The sequence below is a fragment of the Pseudomonas sp. BSw22131 genome (assembly GCF_026810445.1).
Taxonomy (GTDB): Bacteria; Pseudomonadota; Gammaproteobacteria; order Pseudomonadales; family Pseudomonadaceae; genus Aquipseudomonas; species Aquipseudomonas huanghezhanensis.
This window is the reverse complement of the sequence record NZ_CP113949.1, coordinates 2,837,513-2,860,185: the sequence shown is the minus strand read 5'-3', so window position 1 is coordinate 2,860,185 and position 22,673 is coordinate 2,837,513. Positions and strand designations below refer to the sequence as shown.

At 58.2% G+C, this 22,673-nt stretch carries 18 protein-coding genes, 3 pseudogenes and 1 riboswitch; of the genes and pseudogenes, 12 read left to right on the top strand and 9 right to left on the bottom strand.

Translation table 11 applies throughout. The annotated features are described in order from the left end of the window. Positions 1-9: 9 nt before the first annotated feature. Positions 10-1,710, top strand: coding sequence for an aspartate:alanine exchanger family transporter (locus OYW20_RS12670; protein ID WP_268801004.1), 1,701 nt, complete (start codon positions 10-12; stop codon positions 1,708-1,710). A gap of 25 nt (positions 1,711-1,735) precedes the next feature. Here OYW20_RS12670 and OYW20_RS12665 read toward each other — a convergent pair whose 3' ends face one another. Both OYW20_RS12665 and OYW20_RS12660 read right to left on the bottom strand, forming a co-directional pair. Further along, positions 1,736-3,577, bottom strand: a complete 1,842-nt coding sequence (locus OYW20_RS12665; protein ID WP_268801117.1) for a potassium transporter Kup — start codon at positions 3,575-3,577, stop codon at positions 1,736-1,738. Positions 3,578-3,882: 305 nt separating this feature from the next. After that, positions 3,883-4,404, bottom strand: a complete 522-nt coding sequence (locus tag OYW20_RS12660) for a cupin (RefSeq protein ID WP_268801116.1) — start codon at positions 4,402-4,404, stop codon at positions 3,883-3,885. A gap of 374 nt (positions 4,405-4,778) precedes the next feature. Between OYW20_RS12660 and OYW20_RS12655 the strand changes: the two genes are divergently transcribed. Together OYW20_RS12655 and OYW20_RS12650 are read left to right on the top strand one after the other, a co-directional pair. Further along, positions 4,779-5,207 carry a DUF2628 domain-containing protein gene (locus OYW20_RS12655; protein WP_268801115.1) on the top strand — a complete coding sequence of 143 codons (429 nt, stop codon included), beginning with the start codon at positions 4,779-4,781 and terminating at the stop codon, positions 5,205-5,207. Between the two features lie 374 nt (positions 5,208-5,581). Then, positions 5,582-7,435 carry an ABC transporter ATP-binding protein gene (locus OYW20_RS12650; RefSeq protein WP_268801003.1) on the top strand — a complete coding sequence of 618 codons (1,854 nt, stop codon included), beginning with the start codon at positions 5,582-5,584 and terminating at the stop codon, positions 7,433-7,435. Positions 7,436-7,585: 150 nt separating this feature from the next. On the opposite strand, the gene OYW20_RS12645 is transcribed toward OYW20_RS12650, so the two are convergent. Next, the gene (locus OYW20_RS12645) at positions 7,586-8,050 is read right to left on the bottom strand and encodes a hypothetical protein (RefSeq protein WP_268801002.1); all 465 of its coding nucleotides are present in this window, start codon (positions 8,048-8,050) and stop codon (positions 7,586-7,588) included. 427 nt (positions 8,051-8,477) lie between these two features. On the opposite strand from OYW20_RS12645, the pseudogene OYW20_RS26275 reads away from it, so the two are divergent. From OYW20_RS26275 to OYW20_RS12630, 4 genes and pseudogenes are all read left to right on the top strand, one after another. Then, positions 8,478-9,479: pseudogene (locus OYW20_RS26275) on the top strand (methyl-accepting chemotaxis protein); the annotation flags it as partial. 15 nt (positions 9,480-9,494) lie between these two features. After that, complete coding sequence (locus OYW20_RS26270; protein WP_408005514.1) at positions 9,495-10,382, top strand: methyl-accepting chemotaxis protein; 888 nt, start codon at positions 9,495-9,497, stop codon at positions 10,380-10,382. 219 nt (positions 10,383-10,601) lie between these two features. Beyond that, complete coding sequence (locus tag OYW20_RS12635; protein ID WP_268801001.1) at positions 10,602-11,366, top strand: alpha/beta fold hydrolase; 765 nt, start codon at positions 10,602-10,604, stop codon at positions 11,364-11,366. Between the two features lie 86 nt (positions 11,367-11,452). Then, positions 11,453-12,250 carry an SDR family oxidoreductase gene (locus OYW20_RS12630; protein WP_268801000.1) on the top strand — a complete coding sequence of 266 codons (798 nt, stop codon included), beginning with the start codon at positions 11,453-11,455 and terminating at the stop codon, positions 12,248-12,250. A gap of 100 nt (positions 12,251-12,350) precedes the next feature. Here the strand turns inward: OYW20_RS12630 and OYW20_RS12625 are convergent, their stop codons facing one another. Together OYW20_RS12625 and OYW20_RS12620 are read right to left on the bottom strand one after the other, a co-directional pair. Then, positions 12,351-14,600: a putative bifunctional diguanylate cyclase/phosphodiesterase gene (locus OYW20_RS12625; RefSeq protein ID WP_268800999.1), complete on the bottom strand. Its 2,250-nt coding sequence runs from the start codon at positions 14,598-14,600 to the stop codon at positions 12,351-12,353. 293 nt (positions 14,601-14,893) lie between these two features. Continuing rightward, the gene (locus tag OYW20_RS12620; RefSeq protein ID WP_268800998.1) at positions 14,894-15,352 is read right to left on the bottom strand and encodes a hypothetical protein; all 459 of its coding nucleotides are present in this window, start codon (positions 15,350-15,352) and stop codon (positions 14,894-14,896) included. Between the two features lie 125 nt (positions 15,353-15,477). Here OYW20_RS12620 and OYW20_RS12615 point away from each other — a divergent pair, with 125 nt between their 5' ends. After that, on the top strand, positions 15,478-15,798 hold the full coding sequence (locus OYW20_RS12615; RefSeq protein WP_268800997.1) for a hypothetical protein: 321 nt from the start codon (positions 15,478-15,480) through the stop codon (positions 15,796-15,798). Between the two features lie 6 nt (positions 15,799-15,804). Here OYW20_RS12615 and OYW20_RS26265 read toward each other — a convergent pair. The 3 genes and pseudogenes from OYW20_RS26265 to OYW20_RS12605 form a co-directional block, all read right to left on the bottom strand. Then, a pseudogene (locus tag OYW20_RS26265) lies at positions 15,805-16,239 on the bottom strand (methyl-accepting chemotaxis protein); the annotation flags it as partial. 153 nt (positions 16,240-16,392) lie between these two features. After that, positions 16,393-17,022: pseudogene (locus tag OYW20_RS26260) on the bottom strand (PAS domain-containing protein); the annotation flags it as partial. Positions 17,023-17,257: 235 nt separating this feature from the next. After that, positions 17,258-17,560, bottom strand: a complete 303-nt coding sequence (locus tag OYW20_RS12605) for a DUF1883 domain-containing protein (protein ID WP_268800995.1) — start codon at positions 17,558-17,560, stop codon at positions 17,258-17,260. Positions 17,561-17,671: 111 nt separating this feature from the next. Between OYW20_RS12605 and OYW20_RS12600 the strand changes: the two genes are divergently transcribed. Then, positions 17,672-18,469 (top strand): phosphodiesterase, encoded by a 798-nt coding sequence (locus tag OYW20_RS12600; RefSeq protein WP_268800994.1) that lies wholly within the window; start codon positions 17,672-17,674, stop codon positions 18,467-18,469. Positions 18,470-18,580: 111 nt separating this feature from the next. On the opposite strand, the gene OYW20_RS12590 is transcribed toward OYW20_RS12600, so the two are convergent. Then, positions 18,581-19,300, bottom strand: a complete 720-nt coding sequence (locus OYW20_RS12590; RefSeq protein WP_408005493.1) for an NAD(P)/FAD-dependent oxidoreductase — start codon at positions 19,298-19,300, stop codon at positions 18,581-18,583. A 200-nt stretch (positions 19,301-19,500) separates the two neighbouring features. Beyond that, positions 19,501-19,696, top strand: a riboswitch (cobalamin riboswitch). Positions 19,697-19,837: 141 nt separating this feature from the next. Here OYW20_RS12590 and OYW20_RS12585 point away from each other — a divergent pair. From OYW20_RS12585 to OYW20_RS12575, 3 genes are read left to right on the top strand one after another with little or no spacing between them, the layout of a single operon-like run. Further along, positions 19,838-20,851 carry an ABC transporter substrate-binding protein gene (locus OYW20_RS12585; RefSeq protein WP_268800993.1) on the top strand — a complete coding sequence of 338 codons (1,014 nt, stop codon included), beginning with the start codon at positions 19,838-19,840 and terminating at the stop codon, positions 20,849-20,851. Continuing rightward, positions 20,848-21,864, top strand: coding sequence for a FecCD family ABC transporter permease (locus tag OYW20_RS12580; RefSeq protein WP_268800992.1), 1,017 nt, complete (start codon positions 20,848-20,850; stop codon positions 21,862-21,864). The genes OYW20_RS12585 and OYW20_RS12580 overlap by 4 nt, the downstream gene beginning before the upstream one ends. Then, entirely contained in the window at positions 21,861-22,652 is a 792-nt protein-coding gene (locus OYW20_RS12575) for an ABC transporter ATP-binding protein (RefSeq protein WP_268800991.1), read from the top strand. The genes OYW20_RS12580 and OYW20_RS12575 overlap by 4 nt, the downstream gene beginning before the upstream one ends. Positions 22,653-22,673 lie beyond the last annotated feature (21 nt).

Below are 22,673 nucleotides of genomic sequence, written 5' to 3'. Positions count from 1 at the left end.
CGAATCGACGTGAATGCTTTCTTTACCTTTCTGCAACACAACCCCTACATCCTTCTCTTTCTGGTGGTGGGCCTGTCCGTCTGGGTGGGCCGGGGCACGATCAAGGGCTATGGGCTTGGCGCGGTAGCCGGGGCGATCGTAATCGGCTGCGCCATTGCAACCTGGGCGTCTTACTACGGCGTGCATTTCGAGCTCGATAACTTCACCAAGAGTCTGTTTTATTACTTGTTTATGTACGGGGTCGGGCTGCGCGTCGGTCCTTCATTCATCAATAGCTTGAAGGGAGATGGCCTGAAGTTCACGTTCCTGGCCATTCTCTCGTCGTTTCTGGGACTTGGCATCGTCGTGCTCGGTGTTCGGCTGCTGGCCCTTCCGGTGGGCGCAGCGGGCGGTATTCTCGCCGGTTCGCAGACCATGTCGGCCGCCATTGGCTCAGCCGAGCAGGCCATCACCTCGGGAGTCGTGCCCCTGCCGCCCGGCACAACGGCGGCGGCAGCGACGGCGATGATCGCGTTGTCCTATGGCATCACCTATATCTGGGGAACGGTCGGCATCATTCTGATCTGCAAGTACCTGCCACGCTGGTGGCGAGTCGATGCGCGCAAGGCGGCCAAAGACTATGAGATCGAACACGGTGTGCCCAATGTCGATGACGCAGGGCTCAGCGGGTATCGTCCGTTTGACCTTCGCGCTTACAGGTTGGTGAATCAAGAATTGGCGGGGCGAAGCATCGCGCAATTTCGCGAACGCTTCGCGCTCTACCAAATCGAGAATGTCGAGCGGGGTGACAAGCTGCTGGGTGCGGACCCGGCGTTGGTACTGCAATTGGGCGACGTGATTGCCCTTGGTGGCAGCCTGGATGCATTGACCGACCACATGGGGCTTATCGGCCCTGAAGTACCAGACGCGCGGGCGCTGAATATACCCTTGGATGAGGCGGTCATCCTGGTGACTCACCACGACGCCATAGGCAAGGCGCTCAAGGATTTCAGCCAGTCGCCGATTGCAGGACAAGTGCAGTTGGTAGGTATTGAACGCGGCGGCGCGCCAATTCCCGTCGGCCTGGAAACGCGCCTGCAACGACTCGATGTCATGCACCTGATCGGTCTTCGCAGTGCCATCGACAAAGCCACGGCCTTACTTGGCAAAGTGGCCCGGCCGAGTACCGCGACGGATCTCCTGACGCTGTCGCTGGGTATGGTTCTTGGGTTGCTGATCGGCCTGATTCAAGTACCGGCATTCGGTGCGGCAGTTGGTTTGGGCAACGCTGGCGGGCTGTTGGTCTCGGGGATTATTGTTTCGTCGCTGGTGTCGCGGGTTCGATTCTTCGGCAACACACCGAACGCTGCGCGCAATATTCTTGAAGACATGGGACTGATTTTCTTTGTCGCGATTGTCGGCGTGAATGCGGGTGCAAATCTCGTTTCGCAAATCAGCGCAATCATCGCGTTGAAGATCTTTTTCCTCGGTTTCGTGGCCTGTACGATCCCGCCCTTTATCGTCTGGGCGGTGGGGTTTCATGTCTTCAAGATCAACCCCGCGATCCTCATGGGCGGCGTAGCAGGCGCGCGAAGTCATTCTGGTCCCGCGCGTGAAGCCGCTAAAGAAATCGACAGCACCGTGCCCTGGATTGGCTTTCCAGTGGCTTATGCGGTGTCCGGCATTTTGCTGACGGTGTTTGGCTATTTCGCGATGATTCTGGCCCAGTAAGATGCGTGGGAATCGAGTAAGCAGGTCACATCTCGACCTGTGTACCCAGCTCGATGACACGGTTGAGCGGAAGCTTGAAGTACTTCAGGTTTCCGTTGGCGTTTTTCAACATCACCGAAAACAGGCGCTCTCTCCAGCGCGACATTCCTGTGCGAGAGGTGGAAATAACCGTTTCGCGACTGAGAAAAAAGGTCGTTTTCATCGGATCGAAACGCAGGTCGTTCATCTGGCAAAGCTTCAGCGCTTGCGGGACATCAGGCTGCTCGATAAAACCAAAGTGCAGACTGACCCTGTAGAAGCCCTCACCCTGCGCCTGGATTTCAAATCTTCGATCCGGCGACACCCTGGGCGTGTCTTCCGACACCACAGTCAGCAACACCACGCGCTCATGAAGCACCTGGTTGTGCAGCAGGTTATGCAGCAGCGCGTGCGGCACGCCATCGGCCTTGGCTGTCAGGAAAACTGCGGTGCCGCGCACACGGTGCGGGGACTGTGCGCGAATGCTGTCGATGAAAGCGGGCAACTGAAGCGAGGTTTCATCGAGCCTCTCCAGGATAATCCTGCGGCCCTTCTTCCATGTCGTCATCAAGATGAACAGCACGATGCCTGCGACCACAGGAAAGGCGCCTCCCTGGAAAATCTTGGCTGCGTTGGCACTGAAGAACAGGATGTCGACCAGCAAAAACCCCACCAGCATCGGTATCGCGAACCACCGGGGACTCTTCCACAGCAGCAGCACAACCGCCGAAGCCAGAATCGTCGTGATCAGCATCGTGCCCGTGACAGCCACACCGTAAGCGGCCGCGAGGGCGCTGGACGATTCAAAGCCGATGACCAGCAGCACTACGCCTACCATCAGCATCCAGTTAACGGCGCCGATGTAGATCTGCCCCTGCTCCTGGCTTGAGGTGTGCTGGATGAACATCCGGGGAACGTATCCCAACTGCATGGCTTGACGTGTGAGTGAGAATGCGCCGGAAATCACAGCTTGAGACGCGATGATCGTTGCCAGCGTTGACAGCGCAACCATTGGCAACAGCGCCCACTCAGGCGCCAGAAGATAAAACGGATTTCGCACCGCTTCCGGGTTGCCCAATATGAGCGCGCCCTGCCCAAAGTAATTCAGCGCAAGGCCCGGCAGTACCAGCAAGAACCAGGCACGGGCAATCGGCTTGCGTCCGAAGTGCCCCATGTCGGCATACAGCGCCTCCGCGCCGGTCAAGGCCAGTACAACGGCGCCCAGTATGGTGATGCCGATGCCCGGATACGCCGCAAAAAAGTTGACTGCCCAGACCGGATTCAGTGCTTGAAGTACTTCAGGACGCTGCAAGATGCCGTAGATGCCGAGTCCCCCCAGCACCGTAAACCACAGCACCATCACCGGTCCGAACAGCACGCCGAGGCGCGCCGTCCCGTGTCTCTGTATCAAGAACAAACCGACCAGAACTACCACTGACAGCGGCACCACCCAGTTCTCTATTCCGTCGAAAGCAAGTTGCAGCCCTTCAACGGCCGAGAGTACGGAGATGGCCGGAGTGATCATGCTGTCGCCATAAAACAGCGCGGCGCCAAACACCCCAAGTAATACCAGGGTTTTGCTCAGTAGGGGATAGTGCGCGGACGCACGCCGGGCCAAAGCCGTCAATGCCATGATCCCGCCTTCGCCCTGATTATCTGCGCGCAGAATGAACAGTACGTATTTTGCGGACACCACCCAGATAAGGGACCAGAAAATAAGCGACAGAATGCCCAACACACCGGCTTCGTTCGCCTGGACGCCGTAGTGACCCGAGAAGACTTCTTTGAGCGTGTAAAGGGGGCTTGTTCCGATGTCGCCGTATACCACGCCGACCGCAGCAACCAGCATCGCCGCCGCTGAAGTTTTGGGCGCAGTGGCTTCAGTAAAACTGGATCGGTTATCGCTCAATTTCTGCGTCTCGAAGTGGGTGGCCGAAGCGCAAATTCTTGGGATTCAGAGCCGAATGGATGGACTGGTCGGGATGCAGCGATGCCTTGTAGGCCACGCAGATTGCAGACGACGATGTCTGAGGTGCAACGCAGCACGACTGTGCATTAAACACGCGTCATATTCGTCGCAGCAGGCGTTTGAAAAAACCCGCGCTCATTATCGGTATCGAAAAGCGAGGCGCCGTAAAAAAACCGTAAAGATCTTCAACTGCGCCAGTGCTCCACTACTCCGCCGTCATTGCCCAGCACTGGATCGGTGTGGGGAAACGGCAGGTGTGCAATCTGTGCTATCTGCGCAGGCGTGGCCGGGTCACGATTGATATCGCCCTCCTGCCCGGGCGGATAAGCGCCGACTACCCTAAAGTCGTTGCTTGAGCCGAGGTTGCAATGCCCTGTCCCGGCAGGCAGCAACAACACATCGCCGGCCTTCACCTCGATCACGTGGGCATTTGGTCCTCCCAGCATCAATCGCGCCTTGCCGGCATAGACACCCAGCACCTCGTGCCCACGGGTGTGATAGTGGTGGTAGGTGAAGACTCCGTAGCGCCATTGCGGCGGCCAGCCATTGGCCGCGAACGTGCGTTCAAACAGAGATGCCGGATCAGCGCCGGTCACGTCGAGCGCGGCGGGGTAAATCAGCACGGGCAGCGTCGGGTTGTTCGGAATGCCTCCATTGGCTTTCAGCATCAAAGTCTGCAAGGCGTTCGCAGCGTCCGTGTGTTTCATGGTCAGTGCTCCAACGCCGAGAAGGCTCAGCAAGGTGAGTGTATTGAACTGACGTCGAGCCAGCGCCATTGTTCGAACTCCTTCGGATGCCTGGCATTCGCGAATGCTAATGTTGTGGACGGGGTTGCCAGCAGATGAACCGGTTCAGCTTTCTTCAAGGGTAGAATACTGCGAAGCTAGCCCGGTGATTTTGGATGTGCGCAAGGCACATGCCCTGACCGGTCGACATTTGCGACGTGTTCGGGGGCAAACGAAGTCCGGACACCTAATCGAAGATTTACTCACTTGTAGTGCCGGAGGTAATGACACCTGGAAAGATATGAATGGAATTCCCGGAAGAAAACACCCATCAATGGAACAGAGGGACAGCAACCATGAGCACCACCGAACAGGTTCAAGGCACGAGCAAATACAGTGCGAAATGGCAGGAACGTTTTGCCTTCTTCGACACAAACGGAGCACCCGGCGACCCCCGCTACAAGGCAGCACTAAAAACACTGCCTACCTTCGGTAAAAAAGTGTTGATCAACGCCAACGTGATCGCGTTTTTCTTCGGTCCGATCTACCTCTTCGTGCTCGGTCTATGGAAGAAAAACCTGGCCCTTCTAGGCACGATATTTCTCGTGTACGTCGTGTTAGTCGTCATCTTCGCGATATTGGGAATGGAGTTTCCAAAGGCTCTGGACAACGGTTTGGGTGTCGGATTTTCCTTCACGTACGCCATCGTGACGAACTACGCCTATTACCTTAAAGAAGTAAAAGGCGAACAGGGCTGGAATCCCTTTAAAGGCATGCGTTTCTAAGGACTTCCAAACACCGCCCCCAAGAAAAAAGCGACTCGGCACAGCACAGAAGCGATTACGGCGCTGTATGGCAGGGCACCAAAGCGACAGCATCAATCGTGGGCCCGGCTGAAGTCGCCGGGCCTTTATGTCGAGCTTGAAAATGCATTGATGCGCAGACGGCTTTGCCGAGACAAGGCAGCATCTGCTTCCTGACTCAGCAATGTGCCCATCACTCCGGCCAACCGTATTGATTCCTGCACACCACGGCTCCCCGCCCTTCGCAGACGATCAAGTAGAAAAGCTGCTGGCCGAATAACTGACTTCCCCTACAAAACCCTCAAGCCGGTCATTAAATGCCAGAATCTCCTTACTGGATCGTTTTGGAGATCACTATGCTTCGCGCGTTTGAACAATGGCTAGACCCCTTCCCTCCCGATGAAGTACCGCCACCGCCCGATGGTCTGGCGCGGTTTCTCTGGGCCTGCACACGGGGCGCTCGCGGCTATATCCTCGCACTCGCGGTGCTCAGTGCCGGTGTTTCGATGTACGAAGCCTGGCTCTTTTCCTTTCTCGGGCAGGTCGTGGACCTGCTATCAACCTGGCAGTCCGGCGGCGAGGCGGCCATGCAGGAAACCCGAGTACTGTGGGGCATCGGCATCGTGTTGGTGACCAGCATTGGCCTGGTAGCGTTGCGCACGATGGTGCAGCACCAGATATTGGCGATCAATCTGCCGTTGCGGCTGCGCTGGGACTTCCACCGGCTGATGCTGCGACAGAGCCTTTCGTTTTTCTCCGATGAGTTCTCTGGCCGTGTCACCACCAAGGTGATGCAGACAGCGCTGTCGGTGCGCGAAGTGCTGTTTACCCTGATCGAGATCGCACCCGGGATCGGGGTGTACTTCATCGCCATCATTGCCTTGGCCGGCGGTTTTGACCTCAAGCTCATGCTGCCTTTCATTGCCTGGGTGACGTTGTTCGGTCTGGCCATGCTGTACTTCGTGCCGCGCCTGGGAAAGGTCGGCCAGGAACAGGCCAATGCGCGGTCATCGATGACCGGACGTATCTCGGATGCCTACACCAACATCACCACCGTAAAGCTGTTCTCCCACTCCAAACGCGAAGCCCACTTCGCGCGCGCTGCGATGGAGGACTTCAAGCTCACCGGTTTACGCCAGATGCGTCTTGTCAGCCAATTCGAAATCGTCAATCAGGCATTGGTGGTCGGTTTGATCATGGGCGCGGGCGGTTATGCCTTGTGGCTGTGGCACCAGGGTGAAGTCGGCACCGGCGCCGTCGCCGCGATTACCGCCATGGCGTTACGCATCAATGGCATGTCGCACTGGATCATGTGGCAAATGACCTCACTCTTCGAGAACATCGGCACCGTACAAGACGGCATGGCCACCCTGGCCCGCGGCCCCAAGGTGCAGGATGCGCCGGACGCGGCCGGACTGGTGACCACTGGCGGCGCGGTGACCTTCGACAATGTGAGTTTCAACTACAACGGCGAACGTCAGGTACTCGATGCTCTGAGCCTGACCATCCGCCCGGGCGAGAAGATCGGCCTGGTGGGTCGCTCCGGTGCCGGGAAATCCACACTCATCAACCTGCTGTTGCGCTTTTATGACGTGGACAAGGGAGAGATTCGCATCGATGGCCAAAACATTGCGCAGGTCACCCAAGACAGTCTGCGCAGCGCCATTGGCATGGTCACGCAGGACACGTCGCTGCTGCACCGCTCCATTCGCGACAACATCGCCTACGGTCGTCCCGATGCGACCGATGCGCAAATCCGCAGCGCCGCGGCCAATGCTCAAGCCGATGGATTCATCAGCCAACTGAGCGACAAGCAAGGGCATTCCGGCTACGACACCCTTGTAGGTGAGCGCGGTATCAAGCTCTCGGGCGGCCAGCGTCAACGCGTTGCGATTGCCCGGGTGATGCTCAAGAACGCTCCGATCCTGTTACTTGATGAGGCCACAAGCGCGCTGGATTCGGAGGTCGAAGTGGCCATCCAGGAAAGCCTCGATGAAATGATGCAGGGCAAAACCGTAATAGCCATCGCCCACCGTTTGTCCACGATTGCGGCCATGGACCGGCTCATCGTCATGGATGACGGACGCATCATCGAACAAGGCACCCATGCCGAGTTGCTCGGTAAAAACGGCACCTACGCGCGGCTTTGGCACCACCAGAGTGGCGGGTTTCTGGGGGAAGATCAGGGCGTGGCCGAGACCACGGAGTAAATTCGATGGTCTGACGGTGTGGTCGCTGAAGCCTGTTTGACCTGCCGACGCCGACCTGGAGCTGACCCGGTTGCAGCAGATCGAGTCAAAAAAATCCCCGGATCCAAGATTCGGGGATTTTTTTGTCTGGTAAAAGCCGTAAACGCAGAGTCAGTTGCCTGGGCGCTGCTTGGTCGAATCCAGCTCGGCTTTTTTGCCGGTAGTGATTTCAGTGATCTGCGCCGACTTGGCAATCGCCAGATCAAAGGTGTCCTGCATCTTGGCGATGGCCTCGGTTGCAGTCCCTTTCAATCCACCGTTGGCGGCCCAATCGAAGTTCCACACGCCGGACAGGTTATCAGTGCCGGCAACGTCGTGGGTTTCGATTGCAGCGAATACATCCGGATGGCGCTGCAGGTATTTGGCACTCTCGGACACATCAGCGGGAACCTTGCCTGACTCATTGTCCGCGAGCTTCGTCAGGTCCTGCAGCGTAATGGCCGACTTACCCGTCTGGCGCATGTAATCGGCGACCACTTTGCTCGACTTTGCAATGTCCAGCCGGGCGTCGAACGCAGAAGATGAAGACCTCTGATTGTTCGGTGTGCCACCAGCGGGAGTTACGGTTGTAGACATCGGCGCTGCTCCGTCATGTATGTCGGGCATCGTCCCACTGACGACCCCGCGTCAAAGACGTTAGCACGGGCAAACCGCAGTTGATGGTCGACTTCACAACGTTTCACAGGCCGCATGAAAATTCACAGCAACTGCTGATCTCAATCGAATAGCCGCTCATAAGCCTGCTGAATGTGAACATGCACGACAACTTTCGGCGGACCGGCATTCAGCGATGAGTTTTTGGAAAGCTATTCGTGTTTGAGAAGTAATTAAAAATAATGGAACCTTTTGAGCGTCAAATAGACACGGCCGTTAATGCCTTTGGACGAGATAATAGTGCTATCACGGGTTAAAGATTCTTTGAAAACTGCCGAATCTTATAACTGTAGGAATGGCGTGGAGTAGCCACCTCGTACATTAAGACGTCTATTTTCGAGAGTGCCACATGCTAAAAAACACGCTAATCAATATGACAGTGAGAGCGAAGCTCATTCTGGGCTTTGCTCTGGTGATCGTTTTCACCGCGCTCATCGCATTCACGGGGTGGACGGGCATTTCATCGCTGAGTGAACGCAGCGAGCGCGTCACCGACATTGCAAAACTCAGCACGATGACGCGCGACATGCGAATCGCGCGCCTGGTGTACAGCCTGAGCTTTGACGACGCAAACGCCACCAGTTGGCTCAAAGCCTATGAGACGCTGGACAACCATTTGCTCTACCTGAGCAAGGTTCTGGATTCACCAGTCAATGTTCCGCACGTGAACACTGCAACAGCGGCCATGAAAGACTACAAAGTGTTTTACGATAATCTGATGGCTGCCACACAAACTCGTGAAGCCAGTCGAGCTGCGCTGGGCCGTCATGGTGATGAAGCTGAGGCAGCGCTTGAAAAACTGAACGCGTTCTCCAATTCGCCAGAAGGCACGCCCGAGCAACGCGATCAGATCACGCAAGCGCTGAAGCTGTTTCAGAAAATGCGCTTCGATATCCGCGGGTACACCCTGACGTTGAAACCCGAAGCCCAGCCAACGGCCACTGCCTCGATCGCCGCACTGTCTGCCTACGTCAAAACCACCGAAGGCTCTGGCCTGCAACCTGCGATTCTTAAAAACCTTGAAACGTCGCTGAGTCAATACGACGCCGACATCGGCCAGTTTTCGACTGCGCAGGGTGCAATCAACCAAGCGCAGGCGGGCATCAGCAAAACCATCGACGTGCTTCTGACTGCTGCCAACCAGTTAGCCAAAAATCAGGTCGAACTGCGTGTCGAGGACGTGGACCAAGCCAACCAAATGTTGATTATCTGGCTGGTGGTAGCGCTGATAGTGAGCGTACTCGCAGCGTGGATCATCACCCGCGTTATCGTCGGACCGCTTCTTCAAACACTGACGCTGGCTGACCGCGTGGCCAACGGTGATCTGACTTACGATCAAGTCACCACCCGACGGGACGAACTCGGCATGTTGCAAAACAGCATGCACCGGATGACAACCCAGTTGCGTCAGTTGATCGGTGGCTTGGGTGACGGCGTCACTAAGATATCCGGCGCAGCCGAACAGTTGTCGGCAGTGACCGAGCAAACAAGCGCGGGCGTCAATAGCCAGCGAAGCGAAACCGATCAGGTAGCGACCGCCATGAATGAAATGGCTGCCACCGTTCAGGAAGTCGCCAGGAATGCCGAGCAAGCCTCACGGGCCGCCATGACCGCCTCAAAAGAAGCTCGCGACGGAGATGCCGTGGTCGGGCGCGCTGTGCTTCAGATCGAAAAGCTCGCGGCCGAAGTCGGTCAGTCCAAGGCTGCAATGGACGAACTCAAACAAGAGAGCAACAAGATTGGCGGCGTGCTCGACGTCATCAAGGCGGTTGCGGAGCAAACCAACCTCCTGGCCCTCAACGCCGCCATCGAAGCCGCCCGTGCAGGTGAAGCCGGCCGCGGGTTTGCCGTCGTCGCAGATGAAGTCAGAAGCCTTGCGCAGCGCACGCAGACGTCAACCGAGGAAATTGCAACGCTGATCAGTGGGCTGCACAGCCGAACCGAGCACGTCGCCACGATCCTTGAAAACAGTCGCCTGCTGACGGACAACAGCGTTGCCCTGACCCGCGATGCCGGCGCGTCAATCACCAGCATCAGCCAGTCGATTTCAACCATTGAGGCCATGAACCAACAGATTGCAGCGTCCGCAGAAGAGCAAAGCGTTGTAGCCGAGCAGATCAGCCGAAGCGTCCAGAGCGTTCGCGATATTTCTGAACAGACCGCCTCGGCCAGTGAGGAAACAGCGTCCTCCAGCGTTGAACTGGCTAAATTGGGTGTGCACTTGCAAGGGCTGGTAAGCAAGTTCGTCATATAAAGTTGCGGCACCCCTCTCACGTTTAAGCAACCAGTGCACGGCCCGAGGCCGTGCGCTTTTGCAGCCACTACCCGCTAGACCCGCCAGCCCTTTGACGATGGTGTTCGGTGCCAAGCACATCGGCATCGATTGACAAGGCATGTGGCTTCCCCGCGTAAATCCCACGGAACTTTGCTCACCCGGACCGCCTCAACTGGCAAATCCCTGTGAGAAATCAACATGCTCCCCCATAGCCGGCAAGGCGATAAATCACCCACCTTTGTGCTGATGCATTTTCTGGGTGGCTCCCATCGGACCTGGTTCCCCACCCTTCCCTATCTGGACGGCAGTCACCAATGCGTGGCGCTCAACACACCGGGATTCGGAGATGCCGCCGCTATTGACGGCTACAGCGTCGAGGCGATGGCCGATCACGTGGACCATTCCATTCGCGAGCTGGGCCTCACCGATTGCATCCTCGTAGGTCACTCCATGACAGGCAAAGTGGCAGTAGTGCTTGCATCGCGGCGGCCGGAATACCTTCGTGGCCTGGTGCTGGTTGCCCCTTCGCCCCCCGGCCCGCAACCGATGACCGAAGCCGATCGCGACAAACAACGCGCTTACGGAAAAACACACCCGGAGGCCGAAGCATTCATTGATGAGTCCAGTGCGTTTCGTCTCCCCGATGACATACGCGAAGTCGCGGTGGCGGATGCGCTCCGGGTCAACCTCACGGCATGGCGTGCGTGGGTAGACCATGGCAGCCGCGAGGACTGGAGCGATCGACTTGGCACGATCGAGTACCCGGTCTTGTTGGTGTGCGGCGAAGCCGACCAGCAAGTGCCCGGCCCTGAAGAGCAGCGCCGCACAACACTTGCAGCGTTTTCTCACAGCAGACTCGAAATCATCCCCGGCGCCGGGCACCTGATGCCCCTGCAAACGCCCCGGCAGCTGGCGAAGCTGATGCTCGCCTTCGCCAGAGAACACTGTTCAGTAGCGTCATAAGCACGGGAGTTGCGCGCCGTACTGCGCGCCCTGTGCACCCACATGCGAACGCCGGCCTGCCGGCATAACCAGAGAGAGAAGTCATCATGGATTTGGGAATTAAAGGTCGGGTTGCTTTGATCACAGGTGCCAGCGGCGGTCTAGGCCTGGCAACGGCAAGACTGCTCGCTGAAGAAGGCGTGCGGTTGGTGCTCAGCGATATGGATCAGAAAAAACTGGAAGAGTCGTGCAAGGGACTGGGCACTGAATGCCTGTTCGTTGCCGCAGACCTGACTCGACAGGATCAGGTCGAGCACGTTGTCAAAAAAGGCCAGGATACATTTGGGCAGATCGACATCGTGGTTCACACCGCCGGTGTCACCGGTGCAAAAGGCGACCCGTTGACCCTCTCGGACGAAGACTATCTGGAGGCATGGCACACCGATTTCTTCTCCGCCGTTCGCGTAGCCCGCGCGACGATCCCCGCTATGCGCACCCGCAATTGGGGCCGCTTCGTGTGCATCACCTCCGAAAACTCCGTACAGCCCTACTGGGAAGAAGCCGTCTACAACACCGCCAAAGCCGCGCTCGGGGCATTCATCAAAAACCTGTCTTACAAAGAGGCCGCTCACGGCGTGCTGTGCAACACAGTAGCCCCGGCGTTTATCGAAACGCCGATGATCGACGGCATGATGAAACAACGCGCAGAAGAGCTGGGTGTGTCTTTCGATGAGGCCATCAAGAGTTTTCTCGATGAGGAGCGTCCGGGCATCGTTCAGAAACGCCGCGGCAAACCTGAAGAGGTCGCGTCGGCCATCGCCCTGCTGGTATCGGAGCGTGCGTCCTTCATCAACGGCAGCAACCTGCGGGTTGACGGTGGGTCAGTCCAGGCCATCCAGAATTAAAGGCACCTGACGCAGCGGCATTTATCCAGAACACCTTGAGCCTGGAGCACCCTGAGGCGCTGGCCGCAGTCATGATCTAGATGACAACGGCCACCGCTCTTCAGCGCTTTGACCATGAGCGCAGCAACGTCGAGACCTCCTCGGCGCGCACGGGCGTACTAAGTAAATATCCCTGCACAAAGGGGCATCCCATTTCCTTGAGGCGCTGAAGTTGAGCCATCGTCTCGACGCCCTCGGCGGTGATGTCCAGATGCAAGGTTCGGCCCAGGGAAAGGATGCTGCGAACGATTGCGTCGCTGCGGTCGAAGCACATCATTCTCGACACGAACGAGCGGTCAATCTTGATGGCGTCGATGGGGTAACGGTCTATATAACCGAGTGAACTGTAGCCGGTGCCGAAGTCATCCAGCGCAATGCGAATGCCCAACGCACGCAGTTGAGCCAGTACGAGTGCCGTTGCCTCAGGATCCTGAAGGAATACCGTTTCAGTGATCTCGATGAGCAACTCCTGTGGCAATACCCCGGTGGATTCCAAGATGCCCTGGACTTGCGATACATAGCCTGGGCGGTTGAGTTCCGTTCCGGAGACGTTCACGTTGAGGTGCAAATGCAGGTTTGGAAACTCTTGCTTCCAGCGCCACAGTTCATCACACGCCTGACGCATCACCCAGCGTCCCAGCTCATGAATCACTCCATTGTCTTCAGCCACGCCAATAAACGCATCGGGACGGACATGACCCAGTTCGGGATGCAGCCATCTGACCAACGCTTCGACACCACTGATATCGCCGGTGCTCACGTTATAAATCGGCTGATAGGCAACAGAGAGTTCATTTCTCGCGATGGCCTGTTTCAAAGCGTTTTGCATAATTAACGCGTCAACAGCAGCCTTGCGCATGGAGCCATCGAACAGTGTCCAGCGCCCTCGCCCTCGTTTCTTCGCCGCATACATCGCAACGTCTGCGTCGCGCAGCAAATCTTCCGGTGATTCATGGGAGGTGTCAGCGATCACGATGCCAAGGCTGCAGGAGGTAAAGATGTCCTGCCCATCAAGGGCGACCGGCAGGCTTAGTTGACTGACGATGCGTCGGGCCAAATCAGCTGCCCTGTCGCCCTTGCTTTCTTCCGCCAGCAGAATTGCAAATTCATCACCGCCCACCCGCGCAAGAATATCGTTCGAGCCCACACAACTTTCCAGGCGCCGCGCAACAACTTTAAGCAACTGATCCCCTGCTGTGTGACCCATGCTGTCATTCACAAACTTGAACCGATCAAGATCGAGAAAAAGCACGGTGGTTGCAGTACGAAGTTCTCGCGCATCCCGGTTAAATATATTGAGCAGCCGTGACATGAGATAAGCACGATTGTGCAGCGCGGTCAGGTCGTCATGAAAAGCGGCATAAGACAACTCTTGTTCAATGCGCTCGCGTTCCAGTAGACGCGATTCAAGCGCGGCGTGTGCATCCCTGTCCGCCTGAGCCTGGCGCGCGAGCAATTCCACTTCCTTGCGTTCGCTGATATCCCGTTGCACCGAGACCCAGTGGGTGAACCAGCCACGTTCATTGGCGACCGGAACAATGCTCAATTGAACCCAGAATTGGCTGCCGTCTTTACGGGAGTTGATCAGTTCGACCTCGATGGGCTGCCATTTCAGCAGTGCGGCGCGAATCAGATCCAGCGTTGCCCGGTCGGTGGCAGCAGAGTGCAGAATACGGGGGGTCAGACCGATGACATCGGACAAACTGAACCCGGTGGCGGCGAGAAACGCAGGGTTGCAATAAACGATTCTGGGACCAGGCTGATCCACAGGCTCGGCTTCGGTAATCAGAATGGCGTCCTTGGCGTTGACCACCACGGATTCGAGCAGTCGCAAACGTTCGATCAACGGATCACTGCTCTGCGACGGCTTTGTGCTGCGGGGCGCGATCATCCCGCGAAGAAGCGCGCCATGCGTTTGGAGTGCGTAGGTTTGTGCCGCGCTCAAACGCTGCCGAGCTTCGGCACTGCTGACCAGTAACATCCCCTGCAATTGCCTGTGCTCTCCCCGTATTGCAACCCCCACCAATAAACCGTCGCCAAACCCCATGAACCGCTGGAGCTGCAGGGGAAGTCGTTGACCCGAAGCTTCGGTCATCACTGTCAGGTCTTCGTGCAACATCGCTTCACTGAGGAACTGCTCCGTGTCAGCGTCCAGTTCAAAGCCTTGATCCGACCCATACCTGGCGATGACTTGCCAACTGCCTGCCTTGGCGACTAACAAAAGACCGCGCGTGCAGTCAGCTGAGTGAGCCGCAGCCTGCACCAGCAACGCAAGCGCGTCAGGTTGTTGAATACTGAGAACATCTACCATCTTTGATTGCTCATCCTGTTGAACGGCGGCCATTGCTGGGATGACCTATGAACGACATCATATAGCCAGTACTTATGAGCGTCGGGAGCCTGGTTGTACAGGATTCTATGAAGACACTTGCTTGCGCACTATTCAAAACCGCGCTTATGCAGGTGAATCAATTCGTGTGGATATTGAAGGCTTTAGTCGGACACTCCCGGAGCGCCCTAGGTCAGCTTGTTAGTCCGGCGCAGTCTGGGCAGCGCCTTTTAAGCAGGCACTGTGAATGAAGTACGGTGTCCTTTAACGGCCGGTCACGGGTGATATTTAGCTACATGCCTGTATACCCTCAGGCGTTCGTAATGGGCAATTTCCAGTTTGTGTGCGTCATTGAGCGATTCAACATTGGTCAGGTTTTTACCGGTGTCTGCTTCGTACTCTGTTTTGCGGCTCCTTATGAAATACCACCAGAAGACGTCCTCCGGAACGCCTTTGCGATTTGAAAGCATTGCGTAGTAGATGGCTCCATCCGGGGATGACAGTTGACGTGCTACCTCTTCCACCGTTTCCCAAACACACCCCCTCCAGATCAGATCACTTGCACAGGACGGTTTGTCCATTTCAAAAAGATCATAAACTTCGTGGTATTTGATGACGGTGTTCGCGCGTGCTTTTGTCAGCAGCAGTCGCTCGACCTCTGACTTGCGGTGTGTGAATACTTCCAGATATTCAATAAGCCCGTTCAAACCTGTATCTCCTGCGAGTTGGTCCATGGGTTTTGATAACGCGGGTAAAAGACCCGCGCCAAGAATACGCCTTTAGGCAATTTGAACGCGCCGAGCCATCACGCTAGCGTCACTGTCCAAACCGATTCCCACGCATCAAGACGGTGTTTCAGATGAACCCAACGACGCCAGATGGACGTTATTTTGTTGTCAAAGGCCAGCTTTGGCGGTGCTCCAATCCTTCGCTGGATCAGGACGAGCGACAACAACGGGTTAACCCGTTAATGGATGCGCGGCGCGAGGTCAAGGCCGAGAAAGCATCAAAAGATGCCGAGCTGTTGAAGGCCGCAAGATCCCACGTGAATGCCGCGAAAGTAGCGTTGGGTGAGCGAGGACTGGTCTGGTGGAATGACGGCGCTCCAGACTTCAATCGACACAAAGTGGCTGATACCCTGCATGCCGACTGGCATGCAGGGCTTGGTGAGGCCTCATAAGCGTGGTCAGGCCATCTGGTTGGCAAACCTGCCAACCGCATCGACCACCCTGCGCGCGCCGTCCTGAATCTCGACGATGACCTGCCCGGCTTGCGTGGCGAGTTCCAGCCCTTGCTCGGCTTGCGACTTGCTGTTGGCCATTTCATAGACCGTTTCATCGACCAGTTTCTGGTTGCGCAGCACCACCGAGGCAATCTCCTCGGTGGCGCTGCTGGTGCGTCCGGCCAGTTGACGCACCTCATCGGCCACCACCGCAAAGCCCCGGCCCTGTTCGCCGGCCCGCGCCGCCTCGATGGCCGCGTTGAGCGCCAACAGGTTGGTCTGCTGGGCGATGCTGCTGATGGTCTGGATGATTGAGCTGATCAGTAGCGATTGCTTGCCGAGCGCTTCCACGCCCCCCGCTGCCGCCTGCATGTCATCGGCGATCTTGCGCATGGTCGAAACGGTCTCGTTGACAACCACCGCGCCGCGTTGCGCACTGATATCGGTTTGCTGCGAGATCTGAAACGCGGTTTCAGCTGCTTTACTGACTTCATGCTCGCGGGCGACGAGATCGGTGATCACCGTTGCAAACTTGACCACTTTGGACAGGTTGCCCTCGGTGTCGTACACCGGGTTGTAGGTCGCTTCCAGCCACACGGTCCGCCCATGGCTATCTACCCGATTGAAGCGGCCGGCAACGAATTCGCCCCTGTTCAAGGTGGCCCAGAAATCTTTGTATTTTGGCGAGGACGTCTCCTCTGCACGGCAAAAAATGCGGTGATGACTGCCCTTCGCCTGGGCCAGGTTGTAGCTCATGGCTTTGAGAAACTGGTCGTTCGCGGTGAGGACATGGCCCGTCAGATCGAACTCGATGACCGCCGTGGAACGCAGCAATGCGTCGATGAAGGAGGTGTTTTCCGACGCCTTTTCCAGCTGGTCGGTGATGTTTGTGGCGTAACAGGTGATGTGGCTCAACGCGCCAGCAGCGTCCCGGACGGGTTGCCAGTGCGCATGCAGCCACACCAGCGACCCGTCCGCGTGTGAATAACGGTATTCATCGGTGATCGACTTGCCGGCCGCAACCGCGGCCCGAAAATTCTTGAAACACGGCAGTTTGGTCACGTACTGCGGCACGATGCTCGCCATGGGGCGGCCTATTAGTTGGTCAGTCGTGTAGCCCAGCGCCGTTGCAAAGTTGTCGTTGCAGTCTGTGACTTTAAACGTGGAGTCGATGCTCAACATCAGCATTTCAGTACTCAATCCATCGCGCAGTTGACGCAGTTCCAGCAGTTCAGCGGCTTGTGAATTGAGCTGGGATTTCAATTTATTGTTAAACATCGGGACAGCCTCCTTATCATACGAAGGTTATCGGCGCTATCCGCTACATATTGAACTCGACCGGACGAATGTTGCAGGCCCTGCATGGATGTGCGTTTGCCGCTCGCCTGTTTAACGCCAGCTTAGAACCCTGGGCGCGTCAGCTCAGTCGCGTCGAAGAGCGCCGGATGAACTTGATCGAATGGGTAAGGTTTGGCTTGCGTGTGACGCTGATCGGTCTGCGGGTCACGGTGTCCAGGGTGATGTTCCAGAAGCCGCTGCTGGGAACGACAATTTTCGCCGGGAATTTTTCAAACGCGCCGCCGTGGTAAGTGTGCCGACCTGCGTTTTTGAAGCTGCGGAAGTTGGCATCGCTCATCAAGCGGATGTTGCAGGGGTTAGAACACTCGATGACAACGATGTCGCCCTCGTTCAAGTGTTCTCGCTGGTGAATGAATTTCATGGGAGTCTCTGACAGTTCGTAGCAAGGTCGGAACGATATCATGGCTCAGTGCGCGCTGAGTCCGACCGTGACGCGCCACTTACATTGATGCCGTTTAAAAGGAGGTTCACCATGCTGATCGCGCACCTTTCAGATTTGCACATAAGGCCCCAAGGTGTTTTGTACCAGGGGCTGGTGGACTCGAACACCATGTGCGAGCAAGCCATCGATCACTTGAATGCACTGTGGCCCCGCCCGGAGGTGGTGATCATCACCGGTGACGTGGTCGATGAAGGTCAGCCCGCCGAATACGAGAAGGCGCGTGCGCTGCTGAGCCGGATCGAGCAGCCGCTGCTGATGATTCCCGGCAACCACGACGACCGCGGGCTGTTCCGGGAGAACTTCTGCAGGGGCATGCCGGGTGCTGACGATGACCCGGTGCACTTCATCGCGGCCGGTCTTGGCCCGATGCGCATCATTGGCCTGGACGTGACCGTGCCCGGCGAGCACCACGGTGACATAGATGACGCAGCGCACGATTGGTTAGAAGCGGCGCTCGCGCAAGAGCCTGAACGGCCGACCCTGATCATGCTGCACCAGCCGCCGTTTTTGAGCGGCATTCCCTACATCGATACCTACGCGTGCCTCAACGGGCATCGGCTTGCCCAGCTGGTCGCGCAGTTTCCGGCGGTTGAACGCGTGGTGTGCGGTCATATCCACCGTTCCATGCAACTGCGCTTCGGCGGGACCGTACTCTGCACCGCCCCCAGCACAACTACCGCCATTGCCCTGGCGCTGGACCCGCATGCCAAAGAGGCGTCATGGCTGGAACCGCCCGCCCTGTTGCTGCACCACTGGAAACCCGACACCGGCCTGATCACCCACTGGGTGCCTATCGGCAACTTCCCCGGGCCTATGCCGTTTGCGTAGCCGTCAGGTGCTGTAAGACCTCTTGAGCTAACTTGTTGGCGAGACGTCCTCGCAGGTTGAACAGCTCGCGAGTGGGCGCGACTTCAACGATGCGCCCCAGGTACATGACCGCTACCCGATCAGTAATGTGCCCGACCACGGCCAGGTCATGGGTGACGAACAGCAAAACAATCCCGACCAGGCACCGGCTGCCAGCACCACGGGTTTGCATTTGTTTTCGCCCCGTTCGGTGATCACCGAACTGACCCGCCCCGCTTCAGTCTCGATGCCCCGTGCAGCGCAGCGCGTCAGCATTTTTACCCCCAGCGCACGAGCGCCTTCGGCAATGGCGGCGGTGGCAATGCCGGGCTCGGCGCGGCCGTCGGTGGCCGTGAACAGCGCACCCTTCCACGACCCCGGCATCTTCGACTGCAAGCGGGCTTCAATCTGCGCCGGGTCAAGCAATTGTGCGTCGATGCCCAGTGGCCGCGCCTGTTCCAGCCACGCCACCTTGTTGCCTATCTCCTGTTCCGATTCGCAGGCGTAGAGGATGCCCGCACGGGTGAAGCCGGTGTCGTGCTTGAGTCGCGTGGGCCATTCGTCCCACAGCTTCAGGCTGGCAATCGCCAACGGGACTTCCGCAACATCACGGCCCAGGGTGCGCACCCAGCCCCAATTGCGCGAAGACTGCTCATGGGCGATGCCGCTTTTTTCGACCAGCACCACCGAGACGCCGCGTGCGGCCAGGAAGTAGGCGGTGCAGACCCCGACGATGCCACCTCCGATGATCACCACATCGGCGCTTTCGGGCAGTGAATGATCGCTGTCGACGTGAGTGATAAGCGGGTACATGAGCGTTCCTGCGTCGGTCGTTACCCAAGGTTTACCGCGCAGGCCACACAGCGGCAAGCCTTGTCGCGACCACTGGGTCCATGCACTCACATGGTGAGATCAAGGCCGGGTGACGGCTTGAGCGCAGCGCTTGAGCCGGGCGCAATCAGACCCTGTTTCATCGACGCGACCGCGGTCGGTGGTGATAACCCCGATGATCGTCTACCATGCCCGCCGCCGGTTCCCCCACGGGACTAATAGGGAATCCGAAATGCCGCCCCCGGCATCAATCGGAACTGCCCCCGCAACTGTAGGTGCCGAGCCTGCTCCTCAATAGCCACTGGACTGATGTCCGGGAAGGCCGGAGTCAGGCGACGACGCATCAGTCAGGAGACCTGCCGGCCAAGCAAATCACTAACCGGCGGGGTGTCCGGGAAGGACATCTCAGCAGCTAGCCGTGCCAGGCTGACGGGCGATCCCATCGCCGATGGCAGCGGTTGAAGATGTGTTTCCGGTTCGAGCCCCCTGCCCCGTGTACGGTCGGATGGAGACAGCCTCATGCTGATGTTGCGCCTTGCTACCCTGGTCACCGCGTTGAGCGTTGCCACCCTCGCCCATTCTGCCCCCACGCATTACCCGCTGACCGTCGAAAACTGCCGCAGCACCCTGACCTTTCCGCACGCTCCAACCCGCACGGTGACCATTGGCCAGGCGGGCACCGAGATGCTGTACGCCTTGGGTTTGAGTGACAAAGTGGTGGGCACGTCATTGTGGTTCAACGACGTACTGCCCCTCTATAAGTCGCAAAACGATGCCATCGAGCGGCTGGCGGACAACGCCCCGAGTTTCGAGTCGGTTATCGCCAAGCGCCCGGAACTGGTGGCCGTGGAGCTGGAATGGATGGTGGGCGCGCAAGGCGCGGTCGGCACGCGCGAGCAGTTCCATGAGTTGAAAATCCCGACGTACCTGATGCCCACCGACTGCGAAGCCAAGAACAACCTGGTGGGCGCGGACGGCACACGTCTGGAAGCCTTCCGGATAGACAGCGTCTACAAGAGCATCAGTCAGTTGGCCGAGATCTTCGATGTTCAGGACCGGGGTCAGACGCTGATTGCCGAACTCAAGGCCCGTCTCGCTCAATCCATGGCGCTGGCCCACGATGCGCCGAAGCAAAACGCAAGCGCGCTGGTCTGGTTCTCCAGCCCCGGCCTGGAGCTGGATCCGTATGTGGCCGGCCACAAGGGCGTCCCGCAATTCATGCTCGACACCTTGGGCGTGCGCAATATTGTGCAGTCCGATGAAGAATGGCCCACCGTGGGCTGGGAAACCATCGCCAAGGCCAACCCGACCTTTCTGGTGATCGCGCGCATGGACCGTCGCCGCTTCCCCGCTGACGACTATCAGAAAAAGCTCGAATTCCTGCGCAATGATCCGGTGACGCGCAACATGGACGCCGTGAAGAACAACCGCATCATCGTTCTAGACGCCATGGTGATGCAGGCCAGTGTCAGGACATTCACTGGCCTTGAAACCCTGGCGGCCGCCATCAATACCTTCAACCCGGCGAAATGACCTCAATGCTTTCTCGAACGCTGCTCGCACTGGTTGTGTTGTTGCTCGCTGTCTTTGCCGGTGTCGCCATTGGTGAGACCACCCTGGAGCCATCCGTGGTGTTTCAGGTGCTGGCCAATAAGTTGTGGGCCGCAGGCTACGTCCTCGACCCCATCGACGAGGGCATCGTCTGGAATTACCGCTTGCCTCGCGCCTTGGTCGCGGGCGCCTGCGGCACCGGGCTGGCGACATGCGGCGTCATCTTGCAGGCGCTGCTGCGCAATCCGCTGGCTGACCCTTATTTGCTCGGAATTTCCGCTGGCGCTTCAACCGGCGCCGTGCTGGTGGCATTGCTGGGTGTGGGGGCCGGGCTGATTTCGCTGTCGGTCGGGGCCTTTGTCGGCGCCATCGCAGCCTTTGCAGTGGTGGTGCTACTGGCCCGTGCCAGTGGACGCAGCGCAGGCACCGGCCAGATCATTCTGGCGGGGATTGCAGGGTCGCAGCTGTTCAATGCGCTGACGGCATTTCTCATCACCAAGTCGGCGAACTCCGAGCAGGCGCGCGGCATCATGTTCTGGTTGCTGGGCAATCTGGGCGGCGTACGCTGGCCGTCGGTCTGGCTGTGCGTGCCAGCAGCGCTGTTGGGGCTGGCTGTTTGCCTGTGGCACAGGCGTTCGCTGGATGCGTTCACGTTTGGTGCCGACTCCGCGGCCTCGCTGGGTATCGCGGTGTGGCGGGTGCAGCTGATCCTGATCGGTTGCGCGGCGCTGGTGACGGCCGTGATGGTCTCGATTGTCGGCTCGATCGGTTTTGTCGGCCTGGTGATCCCCCACGCTGCACGGCTGTTGCTGGGCACCCGCCATGCGCGGTTGCTGCCCGCGAGCGCGTTGGGCGGCGCAGTGTTTCTGATTGCTGCCGACGTCCTGTCGCGCACCCTGATCAAGGGCCAGGTGATCCCTGTTGGTGTCGTCACGGCGCTGGTCGGCGCTCCGGTGTTTGCCTTGATTCTGATTGGCCGGGGGACAGCACGATGAACGACGCCACGGCGGCATTGGATCACCCCGTGCTCTCGTGTTCGGGGCTCGGTCTGCGCGTGCGTGATGCCGAATTGCTGCACGGCATCGAGCTGGAAATCCGGTCTGGCGAGACTTTTGGCATTGTCGGACCGAACGGTTCCGGCAAATCCACCTTGCTCAAAGTCCTCGCCGGATTGTGCGTACCCAGCCAGGGTTCGGTGCAGCTGGGCGCAAAGGCGCTCAGGTCTTTGTCGCGGCGTGACATCGCGCAGACACTCGCCCTGGTCGAGCAACAGGCGGATACGCTGGAGGCGGTGAGTGTGTTTGATGCGGTCGCATTGGGCAGAACGCCCTGGTTGTCAGCCTTGAGCCCTTGGTCAAAGGAAGACGATGCAATCGTCGAACAGGCCCTGAAGGATGTCGACGCGGCGCACCTGAAAAACCGCAGCTGGCGCAATCTTTCAGGCGGCGAACGTCAGCGGGTGCACATCGCCCGTGCTTTGGCGCAGCGTCCGCAAATCCTGCTGCTGGATGAACCGACCAATCACCTGGATATCCAGCACCAGCTGGCGATTTTGAACGTGGTGCAAGCGTTGCCGGTTACAACGCTGATTGCGCTGCATGATCTCAATCAGGCACTGACGTGCGATCGACTTGCGGTGCTTGACCGGGGGCGACTTGTCGCCCTCGGCACGCCGCTGCAGGTGCTCACCCCGCAACGCTTGCGAGAGACCTTCGGCGTGGAGGCGCACTATTTGATCGACCCCGCTGACGGCGCGCAGATCTTGCGCTTCCGCTCAGCGTGAGGCGTCCTGTCGGTCCACGTT